Source organism: Marinobacter sp. (genome assembly GCF_040882185.1).
Lineage (GTDB): Bacteria > Pseudomonadota > Gammaproteobacteria > Pseudomonadales > Oleiphilaceae > Marinobacter.
Genome location: NZ_JBBEBW010000023.1, coordinates 21167 through 35062, shown reverse-complemented (window position 1 = coordinate 35062; position 13896 = coordinate 21167). Strand labels below are relative to the sequence as shown.

The 13896-nt window shown below is 55.3% G+C and carries 17 protein-coding genes; 6 read left to right on the top strand and 11 right to left on the bottom strand.

The features are described from left to right. Nucleotides 1-9 precede the first annotated feature (9 nt). Nucleotides 10-756, top strand: coding sequence for an ABC transporter ATP-binding protein (locus tag WEB64_RS13115; protein ID WP_368057453.1), 747 nt, complete (start codon nucleotides 10-12; stop codon nucleotides 754-756). Then, on the top strand, nucleotides 753-1469 hold the full coding sequence (locus WEB64_RS13110) for an ABC transporter ATP-binding protein (protein WP_368057451.1): 717 nt from the start codon (nucleotides 753-755) through the stop codon (nucleotides 1467-1469). Before WEB64_RS13115 ends, WEB64_RS13110 begins: the two co-directional genes overlap by 4 nt. A gap of 40 nt (nucleotides 1470-1509) precedes the next feature. Here the strand turns inward: WEB64_RS13110 and WEB64_RS13105 are convergent, their stop codons facing one another. From WEB64_RS13105 to WEB64_RS13095, 3 genes are all read right to left on the bottom strand, one after another. After that, complete coding sequence (locus WEB64_RS13105; RefSeq protein ID WP_368057449.1) at nucleotides 1510-1689, bottom strand: hypothetical protein; 180 nt, start codon at nucleotides 1687-1689, stop codon at nucleotides 1510-1512. 125 nt (nucleotides 1690-1814) lie between these two features. Further along, nucleotides 1815-3137, bottom strand: coding sequence for a diguanylate cyclase (locus WEB64_RS13100; RefSeq protein WP_368057447.1), 1323 nt, complete (start codon nucleotides 3135-3137; stop codon nucleotides 1815-1817). Between the two features lie 59 nt (nucleotides 3138-3196). Beyond that, entirely contained in the window at nucleotides 3197-4258 is a 1062-nt protein-coding gene (locus WEB64_RS13095; RefSeq protein ID WP_368057445.1) for a putative zinc-binding metallopeptidase, read from the bottom strand. Nucleotides 4259-4409: 151 nt separating this feature from the next. Between WEB64_RS13095 and WEB64_RS13090 the strand changes: the two genes are divergently transcribed. Further along, nucleotides 4410-5228 carry a DUF1206 domain-containing protein gene (locus WEB64_RS13090; protein ID WP_368057443.1) on the top strand — a complete coding sequence of 273 codons (819 nt, stop codon included), beginning with the start codon at nucleotides 4410-4412 and terminating at the stop codon, nucleotides 5226-5228. A gap of 13 nt (nucleotides 5229-5241) precedes the next feature. Here WEB64_RS13090 and WEB64_RS13085 read toward each other — a convergent pair whose 3' ends face one another. From WEB64_RS13085 to WEB64_RS13060, 6 genes are all read right to left on the bottom strand, one after another. Continuing rightward, the gene (locus WEB64_RS13085) at nucleotides 5242-5508 is read right to left on the bottom strand and encodes a DUF2442 domain-containing protein (protein WP_368057441.1); all 267 of its coding nucleotides are present in this window, start codon (nucleotides 5506-5508) and stop codon (nucleotides 5242-5244) included. Next, nucleotides 5468-5707, bottom strand: a complete 240-nt coding sequence (locus WEB64_RS13080) for a DUF4160 domain-containing protein (protein WP_368057439.1) — start codon at nucleotides 5705-5707, stop codon at nucleotides 5468-5470. The genes WEB64_RS13085 and WEB64_RS13080 overlap by 41 nt, the downstream gene beginning before the upstream one ends. A gap of 140 nt (nucleotides 5708-5847) precedes the next feature. After that, the gene (locus WEB64_RS13075; protein ID WP_368057437.1) at nucleotides 5848-6372 is read right to left on the bottom strand and encodes a group II intron maturase-specific domain-containing protein; all 525 of its coding nucleotides are present in this window, start codon (nucleotides 6370-6372) and stop codon (nucleotides 5848-5850) included. A gap of 231 nt (nucleotides 6373-6603) precedes the next feature. After that, nucleotides 6604-8085, bottom strand: a complete 1482-nt coding sequence (locus WEB64_RS13070) for a M48 family metalloprotease (RefSeq protein ID WP_368057435.1) — start codon at nucleotides 8083-8085, stop codon at nucleotides 6604-6606. After that, entirely contained in the window at nucleotides 8085-8393 is a 309-nt protein-coding gene (locus tag WEB64_RS13065) for a hypothetical protein (protein WP_368057433.1), read from the bottom strand. The genes WEB64_RS13070 and WEB64_RS13065 overlap by 1 nt, the downstream gene beginning before the upstream one ends. Continuing rightward, nucleotides 8353-9873 (bottom strand): CHASE2 domain-containing protein, encoded by a 1521-nt coding sequence (locus WEB64_RS13060; RefSeq protein ID WP_368057431.1) that lies wholly within the window; start codon nucleotides 9871-9873, stop codon nucleotides 8353-8355. The genes WEB64_RS13065 and WEB64_RS13060 overlap by 41 nt, the downstream gene beginning before the upstream one ends. A 254-nt stretch (nucleotides 9874-10127) precedes the next feature. Here WEB64_RS13060 and WEB64_RS13055 point away from each other — a divergent pair, with 254 nt between their 5' ends. Then, the gene (locus WEB64_RS13055) at nucleotides 10128-10850 is read left to right on the top strand and encodes a DUF3047 domain-containing protein (RefSeq protein ID WP_368057429.1); all 723 of its coding nucleotides are present in this window, start codon (nucleotides 10128-10130) and stop codon (nucleotides 10848-10850) included. A 10-nt stretch (nucleotides 10851-10860) separates the two neighbouring features. On the opposite strand, the gene WEB64_RS13050 is transcribed toward WEB64_RS13055, so the two are convergent. Next, entirely contained in the window at nucleotides 10861-11676 is an 816-nt protein-coding gene (locus WEB64_RS13050) for a substrate-binding periplasmic protein (RefSeq protein ID WP_368057427.1), read from the bottom strand. 156 nt (nucleotides 11677-11832) lie between these two features. Between WEB64_RS13050 and WEB64_RS13045 the strand changes: the two genes are divergently transcribed. Then, nucleotides 11833-12744 carry an esterase/lipase family protein gene (locus tag WEB64_RS13045; protein ID WP_368057425.1) on the top strand — a complete coding sequence of 304 codons (912 nt, stop codon included), beginning with the start codon at nucleotides 11833-11835 and terminating at the stop codon, nucleotides 12742-12744. After that, nucleotides 12741-13034, top strand: a complete 294-nt coding sequence (locus WEB64_RS13040) for a hypothetical protein (protein WP_368057423.1) — start codon at nucleotides 12741-12743, stop codon at nucleotides 13032-13034. Before WEB64_RS13045 ends, WEB64_RS13040 begins: the two co-directional genes overlap by 4 nt. On the opposite strand, the gene WEB64_RS13035 is transcribed toward WEB64_RS13040, so the two are convergent. Next, a complete protein-coding gene (locus WEB64_RS13035) occupies nucleotides 13021-13872 on the bottom strand; it encodes a universal stress protein (protein ID WP_368057421.1) in 852 nt (283 codons plus the stop codon). The genes WEB64_RS13040 and WEB64_RS13035 overlap by 14 nt on opposite strands. Nucleotides 13873-13896 lie beyond the last annotated feature (24 nt).

The following is a 13896-nucleotide window of genomic DNA, read 5'->3' as shown; positions in this document are numbered from 1 at the left end:
AGCCGCATGATGTCGTCGGGGACAAACCAGAGTCATTCATCACAACCCTCACCACTGGTGCTGGAGTCAGTGGCCAAGCACTTCGGCGGTATTACCGCGGTTGCCGATGTCAGCCTGGAGGTAACCACCGGTGAGGTGGTCGGTGTCATCGGCCCCAACGGCAGCGGCAAATCCACCCTGTTCAGCCTGGCGGCGGGCGGGCAGAAACCCGACAACGGCAAGGTATGGCTGAACGGCAAGGATGTTACCGGCCTGGCGACCTGGAAAATAGCCCGCGCCGGTATCAGCCGAACCTTCCAGATACCCTCACTGTTCGACAACATGAGTGTTCGTGAAAATCTGCTGGCAGCGGCCGTAGAAGGAGACTGGAAAGGCGCCCCACAGCGAGCCTCGGATATCATGGAAATGCTGGAGATCAGTCACGTGGTCGACAACCTGGCGTCCGAGCTTTCCGGCGGCCAGCAGAAACTGCTGGAATTTGGCCGGGTGTGCATGCGAGATCCCAAAGTCATCTTGCTGGATGAGGTAACTGCTGGCGTTCACCCCAATATTCGTCGCATTATCCTGGATGCCATACGGCGTTTGCGGGATACCGGCATAACTTTTCTGATTATCGAGCATGACATGGAAATGGTGCGGGAAATCTGTGACCGTTTGATTGTGATGGATCAGGGCAGAGTTGTGGCAGAAGGCAGCTTCGAGGACATTGCAAATGACGTGGAGGTCCAAAGGGCCTACCTGGGACGGCGAAAATGAGTGACGAACTCAAGGTCGAAGGTCTGGTTACCGGCTACGGTAAACAGGAAATTGTCCACGGTATTTCCATATCCGCGAAACCGGGCCATATCACCTGTGTGTTTGGCCCCAATGGCAGCGGTAAGTCCACGGTGATCAAGGCCATCGCCGGACTGTTACCTGCCTGGGCTGGCACAATTACCCTTGGTGAGACTGAGCTGACCGGCCTGCCGGTGCATGACATGGTACGCAAGGGCATTGTAATGATGCCTCAGGGCGGCGGGGTATTCCCGCGCTTCACGGTGATGGAGAATCTTCGCATGGGTGGCTATTCGCTGAATGATGCCAACAAAGTGGAAGAGCGGGTCGAAGCGTTGATTGCCGACTACCCGAACCTGCAAAAACGACGCAACGTGCCGGCCGGTTCGCTGTCCGGTGGTGAGCAGATGATGGTAGCTATCGCCCGGGCCCTGGTGCCGGATCCGACTTTCGTGATGCTTGACGAGCCATCCGCCGGCCTCTCTCCCGCCCTGGTTAACGAGACCATGGATCGAGTGCAGGCCCTGCGCGAACGGGGTGTGGGGGTAATCATGGTGGAGCAGAACATTCGCGAGGCCCTGCCGGTAGCGGACAGTGTTTACGTCTTTGCAGGCGGCAACCGCAAATTCGCCGGCTCCAGGGACGACATCAAGGGCGACGATCACCTGATGTCAATTTACATGGGGGGAGATTAATGCTTCTGGGGTCCCGCTGGTTAGTGGGCCAGAAGGTGCCTTACATGAAGTAATGCCGCAGCAACTGCAGTACCACCACCAGCGCCATCAACGGTATGACCCACCGTGTGATATTGCCGTAGTCCCGCGCCTCACCCTTAGGGGCATATTTCTCGATCAGCGGAATAATGATGATCAAAGCAATAAAAAGAACTGCGAGAATCGTCAGCAGGGTTCCCATGGTGCGCTCCTTCAAACGGCAGGTACGCTGCAAGCCAATGCAGTTAAGTAACCCGCCCAGTCGAGTCGAGCCAGCAGGTCAGATAGTATTCGGAATCAGGTTCGGATCGCTCGGGCTTTGGATTGTCACTCAGCGTCTGAGTCAAAATAATAAACCTGATTGCGACCGTTTTTCTTCGCCCGGTACATGGCCTGATCGGCGTGTTTCAGGAGCAGGTCCGGCGAGTCGCTGTCCATGGGATAACGCGCAATACCGACACTGCCGGAGACATCCGATTTTTGATTTCCGACATCAAATGGTTTCGTCAGTTCATTGATAATGCTCTGGGCAAGCTGCTCTATCTGCCCCAGGTCATCAATGTCCAACAGGATGACCGTGAATTCGTCTCCACTGAGCCGGGCAACCGTATCTTCATCACGGACACAGCCAAGAATACGTTTTGCCACCTGCTGCAATAGCTGATCGCCCGCTTCATGCCCCAACGAGTCATTGACTGCTTTGAAGTTGTCGAGGTCGATGAACAGCAATGCGAAAGGCGCTCCAGTGCGCTCGGAATGCCGGGTTTGCTGGTTCAGACGGTCCCGGAACAGGCGTCTGTTGGGCAGGTCCGTGAGAAGATCATAGTTAGCATGACGCCAGATCTCAGCTTCGGCATTGCGCCGCTCGGTAATATCACGGGCAGCCCCGGCAATGGCTTCGACCGAACCACTGCCATTCAATACTGGTGAATAGATATATTCATACCAGCGTCTATCTGATCCTGCCCCTACCGTAACTTCGCCGCGAAGGGTTTTCTTCATTTCTATGACGGTCTCGAACTGGCTAGACAAGTCATTATCCTGCTCAGGCCACAAGTCAACCACAGCAACACCTGCGAGCTGATCTACCGGCTTGCTCAGCAGAGTGGCTGTAGCAATATTGGCGAACACAATACGGCCGCTGATGTCGACGAGGAAAGTAGGATCCGGAGAACCCGACAACATGGAAACGAAGCTCCGCTCCTGTTTTTCCTTTTCTTTGGTAAAGCTTTCGATCGACCCAAGGAGCGCCTGGTCAATGGCCTGGTCAAACAACACCAATTCGCCCAGACCGGTCGAGGTTATCGTGTGGGCGTCCTGGGTCCAAAGTTCAACGACGCTGCGGCGCAAAGCAAAAAATTCGCCCGCAAGCTCTCCAATATCCAGCCCCAGCTTGCGGCGTTCCTGCCCATGCTCACGGGCAGATTTACTGACTTCAACTGGCGTCGGCGTCCTTGCGGTCTCGCCCTCACGTGGTCGTTGAGCTTGAGGCTGTTCTATTTCTTTAACAATAGAAAACAGCATGGCCTTAGCATGATCGCGGCGTTCGACTTTTGAAGCGGATTTGTCATGCAAGAGGTCTTTGGCGTTATCCTCCCAAGCTTGGAGAATTGCCTCCATATTGATCAAGATCCATTCTGATAGGCGCATGCTGTTTACTCATTATTAGAAAACTGGCGGATCAGATCAGGCCAGAGCCCAACGACTCCTTAAAGCCCCTGAGCCCCCCGGCGCAACCAGTCGTGAACAAAGGCAAGCTTACGGCGCGCCGTATCTGACAGCATAAACGGATACAGATCCGACAACCCCATGGAGCGGTTGATGTGGTTCACTCCGACTGCGAGGCCAGCTGCAATATGGATAAGCCGGTAGGCATCCGGCTCAGAGTATGGGTCCCAGCCCGCGCTCGGGATCTCTGGCGACGACAGCCCTGCCGCCACGAAACTGTCCGTGATATCCGTCAGGTGCATCAAGTGGGCAGCGGTTTCAGCCCAGTCTTCATGGGGGTGCGCCGAGGCATAGGTGGTCAGGTAATACTGCCGCCAATCAGGCGCGGGACCTTGGTTATAGTGGCGCTGGAGTGCGGCGGTGTAATCCGCACGTTCATCTCCGAACATGGTCCGAAACGCATCCAGGAAATCCTGGCGCAGACTCAGGCGCCACCAGAGCATATGGGAGATTTCATGGCGCATGTGACCGATCATGGTGCGATACGGCTCATCCAGCGCCTGGCGACGGGTTATACTCAGTACAGGGTCTGCTTCCGCTACGCTGATGGTCACAACGCCCTCGGCGTGGCCCATGAATACAGGTGTAGGGCCCTCAGCGAGCATATGGAAAACCGGCCGAGCACCGGGATCTTCGGGCCGGAACCAGTGCCAACGGCCCAGATTATCGATCGCCCAGCGTTTGGCGGCCTCGGTCGTCGCCCAATTTGGAAAAGCCCCGGTTATGGAGGGGTCCGGAGCGAGTGCTGTCATGGCGCAGGATCGGCAGAAAGCACCTTGTTCAGGGGCAATCCAGTTGCAACCGATCACCTCCCGGTTCGCACAAAAAGGCGGCATGGGCAAAAAAGCCCGGGCCTGGGGATCATAGGCAACAGGGGTACCGTCAGCAGTGGCGAGGTTATCGAACCAAAGCGAACCTGAACCGACAGGATTGGAGAATACACGCATAGAGCAGTCCTCCAGAAGAGCAACGGGGAAAAGGGCAGACAAGTGCGTATGACACTCTTCTTTTACCCCGGTTTTGTCAAGTTTCGTAACTATCATACTGGCGCGCGCCTTCAAGCTCCCGATGGTTCTGCAGCGCTCCTTGACGCAACGCACAAACTGTCCAGAATTCAGAGGACATGGTACTAACGGCTTCGAGAGCGTTATGATGCTGTAAAGCCCGGATACGACGATTTTCCAGGAGGAAACCATGGCTAAAGGTGCAGCAAAGACAGATCAAGACAAGGCGCTATCTTTATTTGCGCGTTCAGGCTACGCGTCGCGAGGTATTGTATACCTGCTAATCGGGGGTCTGGCAGCTTTAGCAGCGTTTGGTCAAGGCGGCCAGACCAAGGGTAGCCGAGGCGCTTTGGAAAGACTGTTGATGGCCCCAGGGGGAAGTGTATTGTTAGGTGCCGTCGCTATTGGCTTGCTAGGGTACGCCACCTGGCGCCTGATTCAGGCAGTGAGAGATACCGATCACCACGGCACTGACACCAAGGGCATTGTTATCCGGTCTGGTCTGATGGTGAGTGCGATCACACACATTTTACTGGCATATTTTGCGGCCAATCTTATCTTCCATTTTGCCGCCTCGTCCGGAGATTCCGGTGGCGGCTCGCAAGGCGCAGCAACTGAGCTTATGAAACTGCCCTTTGGTCAATGGCTAGTTGGCGCCGTCGGTCTCGCCATCATCGGTGCTGGCATCGCTCATGGCATCAAGGGCTGGAAGGCGCAGTTTGATCGCCACTTCGACATGCCTCTCAGCACTCAACAATGGGCCTACCCCATCTGCCGCTTTGGCCTGGCAACTCGCGGCCTGGCGTTTGTGCTTGTCGGAAGCTTCTTTATTATTGCCGCCTATCAGTTTAAACCCGACGAGGCGGGCGGCCTTGCGGAAGTGTTCAGTACCCTTCGCAGCCAGGCATTCGGCAGATGGCTGCTGGCTTTTGTCGCAATTGGCCTGTTTTCATTCGGACTCTATAGCTTGCTGGAAGCTGTCTATCGTCGGGTGAATCCGTCTTCCTGATCAGTTTTTGCTGTTATGTGTGGTGAGCGACGTTTGGAAACCTCTCGGGATGCTCAATAATTTCTTCCGTAAGGTCAACGTCAAGCTCAGGCCAATAGAAGTGCCCTGGAGACTGCTCCTCGACATTCACAATTGCACTAACTGGCTGTTCCTTGAACCAAGCAAAAATGGTGTACGGCATGAAAAACTCACGGTCGTGCGCCAGAAGCCACACGCCATGTGCAGAGATATTTGTCACCTCAACTGCCGAAGTGCTGTTTCCAAGCGCTGACGAGCTCATCGCGGTGATCCTCCACCAGTGATTCGATTTCTTTCAATTGCTGCCGGTTGTATCCGTAATTCTTGGCAAGCTCAAGATCTGGTTCCAGCCAGAATTTAGCTTCACCGTCTCTTGATACTACATGAACATGCATAAGCGACTCTTCCCGCGAAAAGAAAAAGAAGCGGTATCCCTTCTCTCTGAATACTGTAGAACTCATCCATACTCCTCTCACATAACGCTCGGCTCACGCGCCGGTTTGGAGGTCGAGTAGGCAATGGGAACCGCCCCCAAAGCCTCTCACAGAACCGTACGTGAACCTCTCGATTCATACGGCTCTTATTACCCAACCGCCACCTGTTATCCCGCCCAGTGCGCAAATAGCCGAGGGTGTCGCCACCTCAAGGCATTTACCCTACGGGCAGCCTGAATCAGTCCCCTGAGCTTCTTGTACTTCTCTTTTGCCCACCGGCTTAGTCGCAAGTCGAAGTGAAACAGCACATTGCGAATGTAGCGGCGACCAAATAGGCCATAGTACTGCATCCAACCACGGATTCGGGACTGGCAGAACCGGACAAATTGCCCAAACTCCCGCTGACGCCAACGTTTCCAGGGCCACTCAGTGATCTTCGTACGGATCTCTTTTGCTGCCCGTTGGCTAATGGCTCCCATGGAGTACACTCCCCGGCGACCCTGCCGGTGTTGCCCACCCTTACAATAGACGATATTCGTCTTCTCTGGGTGCAGCGTCAGACCGCAGGCTTTGAACCGTTCCTCAAGGACCACTTTGAGCGCCTGAGCTTCCCGCTCACTGGAGCAGTGACACCAGTCTGCGTCGTAGCTCTTCCCGGAATTTCGCGGGGACTCCGATTCTGACAGCAACATTCACCGTTTCGACACCCCATCGACGGTTCAATTTCGTTCATCTCCTTGGGCACTTACCTGACCGCTCTTGGCGGCCTTTTCCCTGTCGCTCACAACCCGCACTCTTAATGCGAGCCGCACAGGGCGGTTTGATCCCGGTGTCCGGTCACCGAGACCAAGGGGCCTTCCCTCATCTTGAGTACAGCAAAAGTACACTGCGATTAGGAACCTGTTTTCACAAATCATTCCTTTCTACAATCCTGCTTGGGCAAGTGACCGATAAAAACTGGCATTGCGGTCCAGCGCCCGCTTTGCTAATTCACAACGCTCACGAACGCTCACCTTGCCAGCACGGGCAATACATAACTTTTCATTCAGAGTGTCGTGCAATGGCACCTCGTACCGCTCGGAAAGATAATACCGATCTGCCACGTAGGCATCGGGCAAGTCCAGTTCTACCAGTTTTGTCAAGGCCTTTCGCATTATCAACTTACGTTGTTCTTCGTTCAGTACCGCGTGCTGGTCGAGATAACGGGTAGCTTCACTCAAGGCACTGAAGGTAGCGTCCGGTCTTGCGATAAACGCCACCGCCATCTTTGCTGCCTGCTGCTGGTCGCCCAGGGCCTCCAGCCGACGGAACTTAAGCAGTTGCAGATGGAGGTTGTCGGGCTCCTGCGCCAACGCCCGATCAACAAGTTCAAAGTAGGAGGAGCTCGTTGGTTTCAAATCCCGGATGTTTTTCAGTGAGATCACCGGCTCCAACGCTTCCAGGTCGAGCTTCATCGAAGTGAAAGAACGGGCCAACGTAGCGGGCTCAAGACCATAGATAACGACGCGTGCAATCTGACGACGTTCCTCAGAGGACAGATATTCTCGGCCTCCCATATCACCGGATACCGATTTCAGCCATTTCTGAATCTGATTATCGCTAATCTCGGTATCTTCCTTTTTTATTTTACTAACCACGGCCGCGGCCATTTCTTCATACGCTGACCCTGCAATCGGGATATCCTCTTTCCCTTTCTGGAGTTTTGTCAGCAGGGCAATCATGGCCATGGGGCTGTACTGGGAGTTTTCCAGTACTTTTGCCGCCAGCAGATCAGCTTCCGTTTCCTGCTGCCGATTCCATTGCGTGAAGCCGGCCGCCGCTATCAGGGCATCCGTGGAGCCCCCCACGCGCATGGTGGTTTCCTTGGCATTGTCATCGTTACTGAATAGCGAAATGGCTTGGGCCAGGTCGGTCAGGCCCTTGGTGGTGGATTGCATTTCATTTTTTTTGTGGTGGTCCAACCATAGGTGCGAAAGTTCATGGGCCAGCAGTGCCGCTACCTCGTCGCGGGTGTCGAGATGCTCCAGAGTACCGGCCTGAATGACGATGGTGCCATGGGGATAAGTGAAGCCACCAAAGCTGTAGCTCGGCCCGAGGCGGACCTGACAGCGGCAGGGTTCTCCCGTCCAGCTTTGTGACAGTTCTTCGGCAATGGCCTGAAGCTCAAAGGTCACTGAGGCAGCCGTGAGGGGCGCGACGCTGTCACTTCGTAACGATATTGCATCAGCCATCGGGTCACGGCTACTTGCGTTGTGCTGCGCCGCTCTGGATACGAGTTCGTCCAGGTGTTTCTGGCGCAATTCTCTGTCTTCAGACCACTTATCGGATTCGTAAGGAGAGGTGCTGCAGCCAGCCAGCAACAGCCATATAGATAGGGTAAACCCTGTAAACAAATAGGGTCTCATCACTTACACTCCTCCCCAACGCCGCGTGCGCTGGCTATGCGGTAGTCGTCTGCCAGAACGACTGGCGACTGATCGCAATAAGCGATCGGCTTCATTGGTTCACCGGTCACAACTTCCGGTACATACACCCGGTACTGTATGCCTTCCGGTCCTGTGAACAGGTACTGCCCGTTCTTTTTGCCGGTAATTTCAACAGGCAGTTTCAGTCCAGGTTCAAGCTCACGCACAGGTACAAATGCCCCCTCGGGGGTCATGACAAAAGCGTGATCATGATCGTGGAAGCTTTCGATATACTGAGTTTCGGCCAAGAGTGGGCTGCTCATAAGCGCGAGCAAACCAACCCAGCGATGATATCCTCTCATTTTCCATCTCCTTTCGTTCTTTACGGATGGCAATCAACAACAGCGGTGTAAGGCCAATCAGATCGGCCAAAGGTCCGGGGGTTCGGTGACAGGCAAGCGTCACCGAATAAATCAGCCCCAGCAAAAACAGCACTATCACGATCTCAACGAGTTCAACTGCCAACTCCGACCATTGCGACGCTTGCGAAGGGCTATTTCTTTCCCACCGCCAATTCAGGATGAGTCGGACCCCACCAACGACACCGATTAACAGAATCGGCCAGGCCACCAGCAGACCGAGCGCCACGGACCATCCGGGCAGCCCGATGAACCCGAGATTCAGTGATAGTCCTATCGGTTTGAAGTAGTCCGCCCCATGGAGCAGCAAGTTGCGAAGAGCTTCAGCATGCAGGTAAACACCCGGCAGACGACCGGGTGTGGGCGGATCAAACAGGTCCCTGGCGGAGGGTAAGGAAACACCTACCATGGCAATCCGTTCTCCGAGGGGCTCGCTGTTTTCGAAAAAAGAATCACATTCGCGCAGTGAGCAGAACACATCGCTCAAAGTAGCTGTTGGAACGGGAGGACAGGTTTGCAGGCTTTCGTGATCGACAGTTTCTGGCCCAGAAACGTTTTTCTGCAAGATGTACATCAGCTTGCGAAAAGTTGAATCTGGTTTAGGCGGCTGGCAGTTGACAGATGGTCCCATGCGCGTGGCTGGCATTCCCCAGTTCAGGTGCATGCCTTCAGGCTTAGGGACCAAAAGGGCTTCTTCCGCCTTCGACAGATCTTCACAACCGGACCAACCAGTTCTCTGACAGTATGCCCGGTAGCCAGCCACCGCCAGGGTCAGAACTCTGTCACCGTCAGGAAGCACCTTTTCCAACGGGTAATGATCACCATGGCCTGACCATCCGGTTAACCCCACATTGGAAGCAGCCTCGACCAGTGGGTGAATCGACGGCTCAAGCTCATCCGGGTCTTCGCCTGCACTAAGAATTACGTTCATGCCAACGCTATCGCGAAAATGTGTAAGCCGGGTGACCAGGCTGTCGAAACTGTGATCCGTGCTCCGGGCCCGGTAAAACGTGGTGTCGAGAATGACCGTGCCATAACCCCGCCGCCGCAGCGCATCGATTATTACGCCGTGATCGCTGTAGGCCAGTGGCCAGTCGTTTGCCGCGAGATAGCCATTCTCTTCATCGGAGAGCATGCGAATGGAAAAATCGTCTATGAGAATAACGTCGACCAGATCGGCCGAGTCTGACCCTTCGGCGGCGAGATTTGCAGAGTAGAAGGGGGAAACCATGCGATCAAAAGCATGGGAGATGGCTTTGCTGGTGCTGGTGCTGATGCCGAATGGATCAACGAACACCAGAAAATAGCCGAGTACCAGCACCAGCCAGTGACGCCGCAATATTTTCCGGAATAATATGCGCTTGCCCATGCCTTGCACTCGAGCCTCCGCGTCGGGCCTGGTCCCGGACAGCCCGCACTGCGGAAGCGAGCAATTCACCACAGTTTACTCACGCAAATTTCAGGCCTTTGATCAAAGTTTGATCTGTTGACGGGTGCTTAGGTAACGTGATGGCGATACATTATTAACAAAATGTAAAGTAAATCGACGTTTACTCACTACTCAAAAGGAACTTTAGAGCCACTCATAGCTCGAATCGGAGTGGCACTCTTCTGGAGATTTTCATGCAACCACGTTCACGTTCGGCGATCCTGGCGGTCGCGCTGTTGGTACCCGGCTTCGCTTTGGCGGGCCCGAACCAGGCGATAGCCACATTCTCAGCTATCGAATCCATCGAGGATGGCTGGGAGCCGCTGGAATTCCCTAACATTGATCGTCACAGCCGCTATGAGCTGGTTCAGGATAACGGCGTTCAGGTGATTAAAGCCCAAACGTCCAACAGCGCTTCCGGCTTGATCGCCAGAGTTCGCCTTGACCCCGAACAGCGACCCGTTCTTGAATGGCGCTGGAAAGTAAGTGGCGTGTATGAACAGGGTGATGCCCGCAACAAATCCGGGGACGACTATCCGGCGCGGATTTACGTGGCTTTCGAATTTGAGCCAGACAAAGCTGGCTTTTTCGAGCGCGCCAAACGTAAGGCCATGGAGACCTTGGCAGGTGAGGAATTACCCGGCAATGCGCTGAATTATATTTGGGCCAATAAACTGCCGGTGGGGTCCGTGGTCCCCAATCCGTACACCGAGGCCACCCAAATGATCGCGGTGAATTCGGGCGTGAGCCAGGCAGGGGAATGGGTAACGATCTCGAGAAATATTGTGGAGGATTATAAAAAAGCGTTCGGTGAAGCACCGCCGACCATTGTTGGTATCGCCATTATGTCGGATTCTGACAACACCGGTGAAACTGCCACCGCCTGGTATGGGGACGTGACACTGTCGAGGCAGTAGCCCGACACGCTCAAGATCTATCTCGGGGACTGAGCTCGGGAAAGCCGGGGAAAACCGGTTGGTCGACAGCATTTATCAAGGGAATAACCTCGCCCCTTTGTACAAGGCGGTTATACGCCTCATCAAAAGCGTTCCGCAGCTGTGGTGTGCGAGGATTCTGTTTCGAAAACAGCCAGGCGGCATAACGGTGTCGCACCACAGACTGTTCCAGATTGTGCGCAGGATAGCCTTCCAGTATTTCCTCGATGGGCAAACGGTAGTCCAAAAGGTAACTGGCTCGGTTGCGGAGCAACATATCAACAGCGGCCTGATGGCCGGGTGCCGCAGTAATACTGGCCTTGTCGCTGTTTTCCAGATAGTCGGCTAGCCCGCCATAGGTGTAACCGGCGATGACGATGATTTTGTGGCCATACAAATCCTCAAACCTTTCCACCGGTGGGGTTTCCTCCCGGCGCCAGAGACTAAGCTCAACTTCAATCGGCCGGTTTATACTCTCGACCACATCGTCCGCCAGCGCCGGAATACTTGCGAGTCCGGGCCAGAGATCAATTTTCCCTTGCTGCAGATACAAATAAACCCGAGTCACAGGGATATGAATAAAGTTAAGGTCATAGCCTGCCTCCGCGGCCACCTGGCGAGTGAGTTCAATAAACTCTCCGGCCGGACGGCCTTCATTGTCGCGGTACTCCAGCGGCGGAAACTCGGTGTAACCTACGTTCAGGGGCAGGCCGTCGCCCGCAGGCAGTGAAGCGCCAGGCAGCCCAAGCCAAAGAATCAGCACTAGGATCCATCGTTGCCATTGCAGATACAAACCAGCGTGCCCCATACTCAGTTCATCCAGGCGACTTACGGTGACAAGAGCTCCCCACGCTCAGCAGCACCTATTATTCATCCAGAATAACAGGCGCCGCCGGGAATGCACTGTTGGGGGGCTATTGTTGTTGATTTTCACGTTATATGCCCCAAAACCGGGACGCAAACCATGATTACTCCTCATATTTCGTCCGCTACCTGGCAAGACCACACCTCCGCTATTCTGAGCGGGTTTCTGGGAGACTGGCTTGAGCACCGGGCCAATCCGCTGGCGGTCGACCTGCAAATTCGCCATCAGAGCCTGCCCTTATGCCTCGCTCACCCGCAAGTCGACGGACCAGAACGAACGTTAATCGTTATGGTCCATGGGCTGACGGAGCTGGAGTCGATCTGGGATTATCCCGGTAAGCCCGGAATAAATTACGGTACCCAGCTCGCCGACATGCTGGACGCCACACCGCTGTGTTTGCGCTACAACTCGGGCCGCGCCATCTATCGCAATGGCGAGGCATTATCCGAGGCTCTGGATACGCTGGTCACTCACTGGCCGGTGCCTGTCGAAAAGCTGATCCTGGTGGGCCACAGCATGGGCGGGCTGCTGATTCGCAGTGCCTGTCATGCAGGGACCCGGGCCGAACGTGGCTGGACAGCGTTGGTCGATAGCTGCGTTTATCTGGGTTCGCCCCATGAAGGGTCGTGGTTAGCCAAAGCTGCTCACTCAGCGGCAGGTCTGATGAATCGGCAGTCCCGGGATTATCTTAAAGCGGTCGGGGATGTGCTGGACCTTCGTAGCGAAGGTATCCGCAACCTGAGCCGGGGTGAGGTGCTGTCAGACCAGCAAGACATGCCGCCACTGCTCCCGGGCGCCCGACATTTCGCCATTTCCGGCCTGTTAGCCAACCATCCAAACCACCCGGTGAATAAACTATTCGGAGATGCCCTGGTACTGGATACCAGCGCCCGGGGCACGCACCAGCCAGGCTGGCAGCTTACGGCTACGGCGTGTTTTCCTGGCCTTGACCACATTCGCCTGACCCACCATGACAAGGTATATCAGCAACTGAAGGAGTGGCTGGCATGAACCGGACTCGGCAGCAATCAATACAATGGTGGCTGGGAGTGCTTGACGTATCGGCAACTGGGGTGGCTGAAGGCGCCTTGCGGCTGGAGCGAGTGCATCATGCCATTGCCGACGAGAGTTTCAACATTCTGGCCAGAATACCGGTCACCCGCCCGATCAGTGAGCCGGTACGAGTGATTCATCATGGCATATCACGCCTGAGTTACCGCAGCGTGGCCTATATTGCTGCCGGGGCGCAGAAGCTGAGCGGCCTGCCGGGCAAACCGCTGAAACCTGCTAGCGTAGAATAACCAGCGGCTTGAGCGCGGTTTTCAGCATGTTGGTGGTGGTGCTGCCCACCAGGAATTGACGAATGCGGGAGTGCCCGTAAGCGCCCATGACCAACAAATCGATGTCGTGCTCTTCTTGATAGGCGTGCAGCGTCTGTTCAACGTCGCCGGCACGGATCGCCAGATGAACTTCGCAACCGATTGCCGCCAGGGTCTTCTCCGCCTGCTTTAATTGGTCCCACTTATCTCCCGTGTCCGGACCGATCATCACCAGGTGTAGTGGAAAGTTCCGGAATACCGGGCTGTTGGCGAGCAGTTGCACACCTTTGAAGGCTGTTGGGCTGCCGTCAAAAGCCAGCATTGCGCTGCGGGGCTCAGTATAGTTGGACGGCACCAGCATGGTCGCACGGCGTATGCTGCGAATCACCGTTTCCAGTTGACTGCCGATATGGACGTCCCGATCAGAACTACTTTCCCCGTGGAGCCCCATCACCAATAGCTGGATTTCCGATTCAATGGCCATCAGTGACTCTGCCAGATCCCCATGGCGCTGGCGCTGGCGCACATCGTTTGCACCCCGTTCACGCACCCGCTGCTCGGCGTTCTGGAGCATATGGTGGCCGTGCTCTAAAGCCAATTTGCTGCGCCTCTCGTCCAGCTCTGCCAACTCTTCCATCAGGTGCTCGCGACTGCCGAGCCCGATATTGCCGGTCAGATCCTGCTCAGTTGGGTACCGGCTGTCGTCCAGAACGTGGAAGAGCATCAGCGGCGCTTCCATCCGCTGACTTGCCCAGGTGGCGTAATCGCATACGGCAGGCGCCGAAAGCGACCCATCAATACATGCTACAACGTGTGACATTCTCACCTCTTGCGCTGTGTTGTT

Coding starts and splice junctions, on each gene's coding strand:
- WEB64_RS13040 (WP_368057423.1), top strand. CDS start 12,741: ATGAACCGGACTCGGCAGCAATCAATACAATGGTGGCTGGGAGTGCTT.
- WEB64_RS13060 (WP_368057431.1), bottom strand. CDS start 9,873: ATGGGCAAGCGCATATTATTCCGGAAAATATTGCGGCGTCACTGGCTG.
- WEB64_RS13095 (WP_368057445.1), bottom strand. CDS start 4,258: ATGATAGTTACGAAACTTGACAAAACCGGGGTAAAAGAAGAGTGTCAT.
- WEB64_RS13070 (WP_368057435.1), bottom strand. CDS start 8,085: ATGAGACCCTATTTGTTTACAGGGTTTACCCTATCTATATGGCTGTTG.
- WEB64_RS13045 (WP_368057425.1), top strand. CDS start 11,833: ATGATTACTCCTCATATTTCGTCCGCTACCTGGCAAGACCACACCTCC.
- WEB64_RS13050 (WP_368057427.1), bottom strand. CDS start 11,676: ATGGGGCACGCTGGTTTGTATCTGCAATGGCAACGATGGATCCTAGTG.
- WEB64_RS13100 (WP_368057447.1), bottom strand. CDS start 3,137: ATGCGCCTATCAGAATGGATCTTGATCAATATGGAGGCAATTCTCCAA.
- WEB64_RS13110 (WP_368057451.1), top strand. CDS start 753: ATGAGTGACGAACTCAAGGTCGAAGGTCTGGTTACCGGCTACGGTAAA.
- WEB64_RS13035 (WP_368057421.1), bottom strand. CDS start 13,872: ATGTCACACGTTGTAGCATGTATTGATGGGTCGCTTTCGGCGCCTGCC.
- WEB64_RS13085 (WP_368057441.1), bottom strand. CDS start 5,508: ATGAGCTCGTCAGCGCTTGGAAACAGCACTTCGGCAGTTGAGGTGACA.
- WEB64_RS13115 (WP_368057453.1), top strand. CDS start 10: ATGTCGTCGGGGACAAACCAGAGTCATTCATCACAACCCTCACCACTG.
- WEB64_RS13055 (WP_368057429.1), top strand. CDS start 10,128: ATGCAACCACGTTCACGTTCGGCGATCCTGGCGGTCGCGCTGTTGGTA.
- WEB64_RS13075 (WP_368057437.1), bottom strand. CDS start 6,372: ATGTTGCTGTCAGAATCGGAGTCCCCGCGAAATTCCGGGAAGAGCTAC.
- WEB64_RS13090 (WP_368057443.1), top strand. CDS start 4,410: ATGGCTAAAGGTGCAGCAAAGACAGATCAAGACAAGGCGCTATCTTTA.
- WEB64_RS13105 (WP_368057449.1), bottom strand. CDS start 1,689: ATGGGAACCCTGCTGACGATTCTCGCAGTTCTTTTTATTGCTTTGATC.
- WEB64_RS13080 (WP_368057439.1), bottom strand. CDS start 5,707: ATGAGTTCTACAGTATTCAGAGAGAAGGGATACCGCTTCTTTTTCTTT.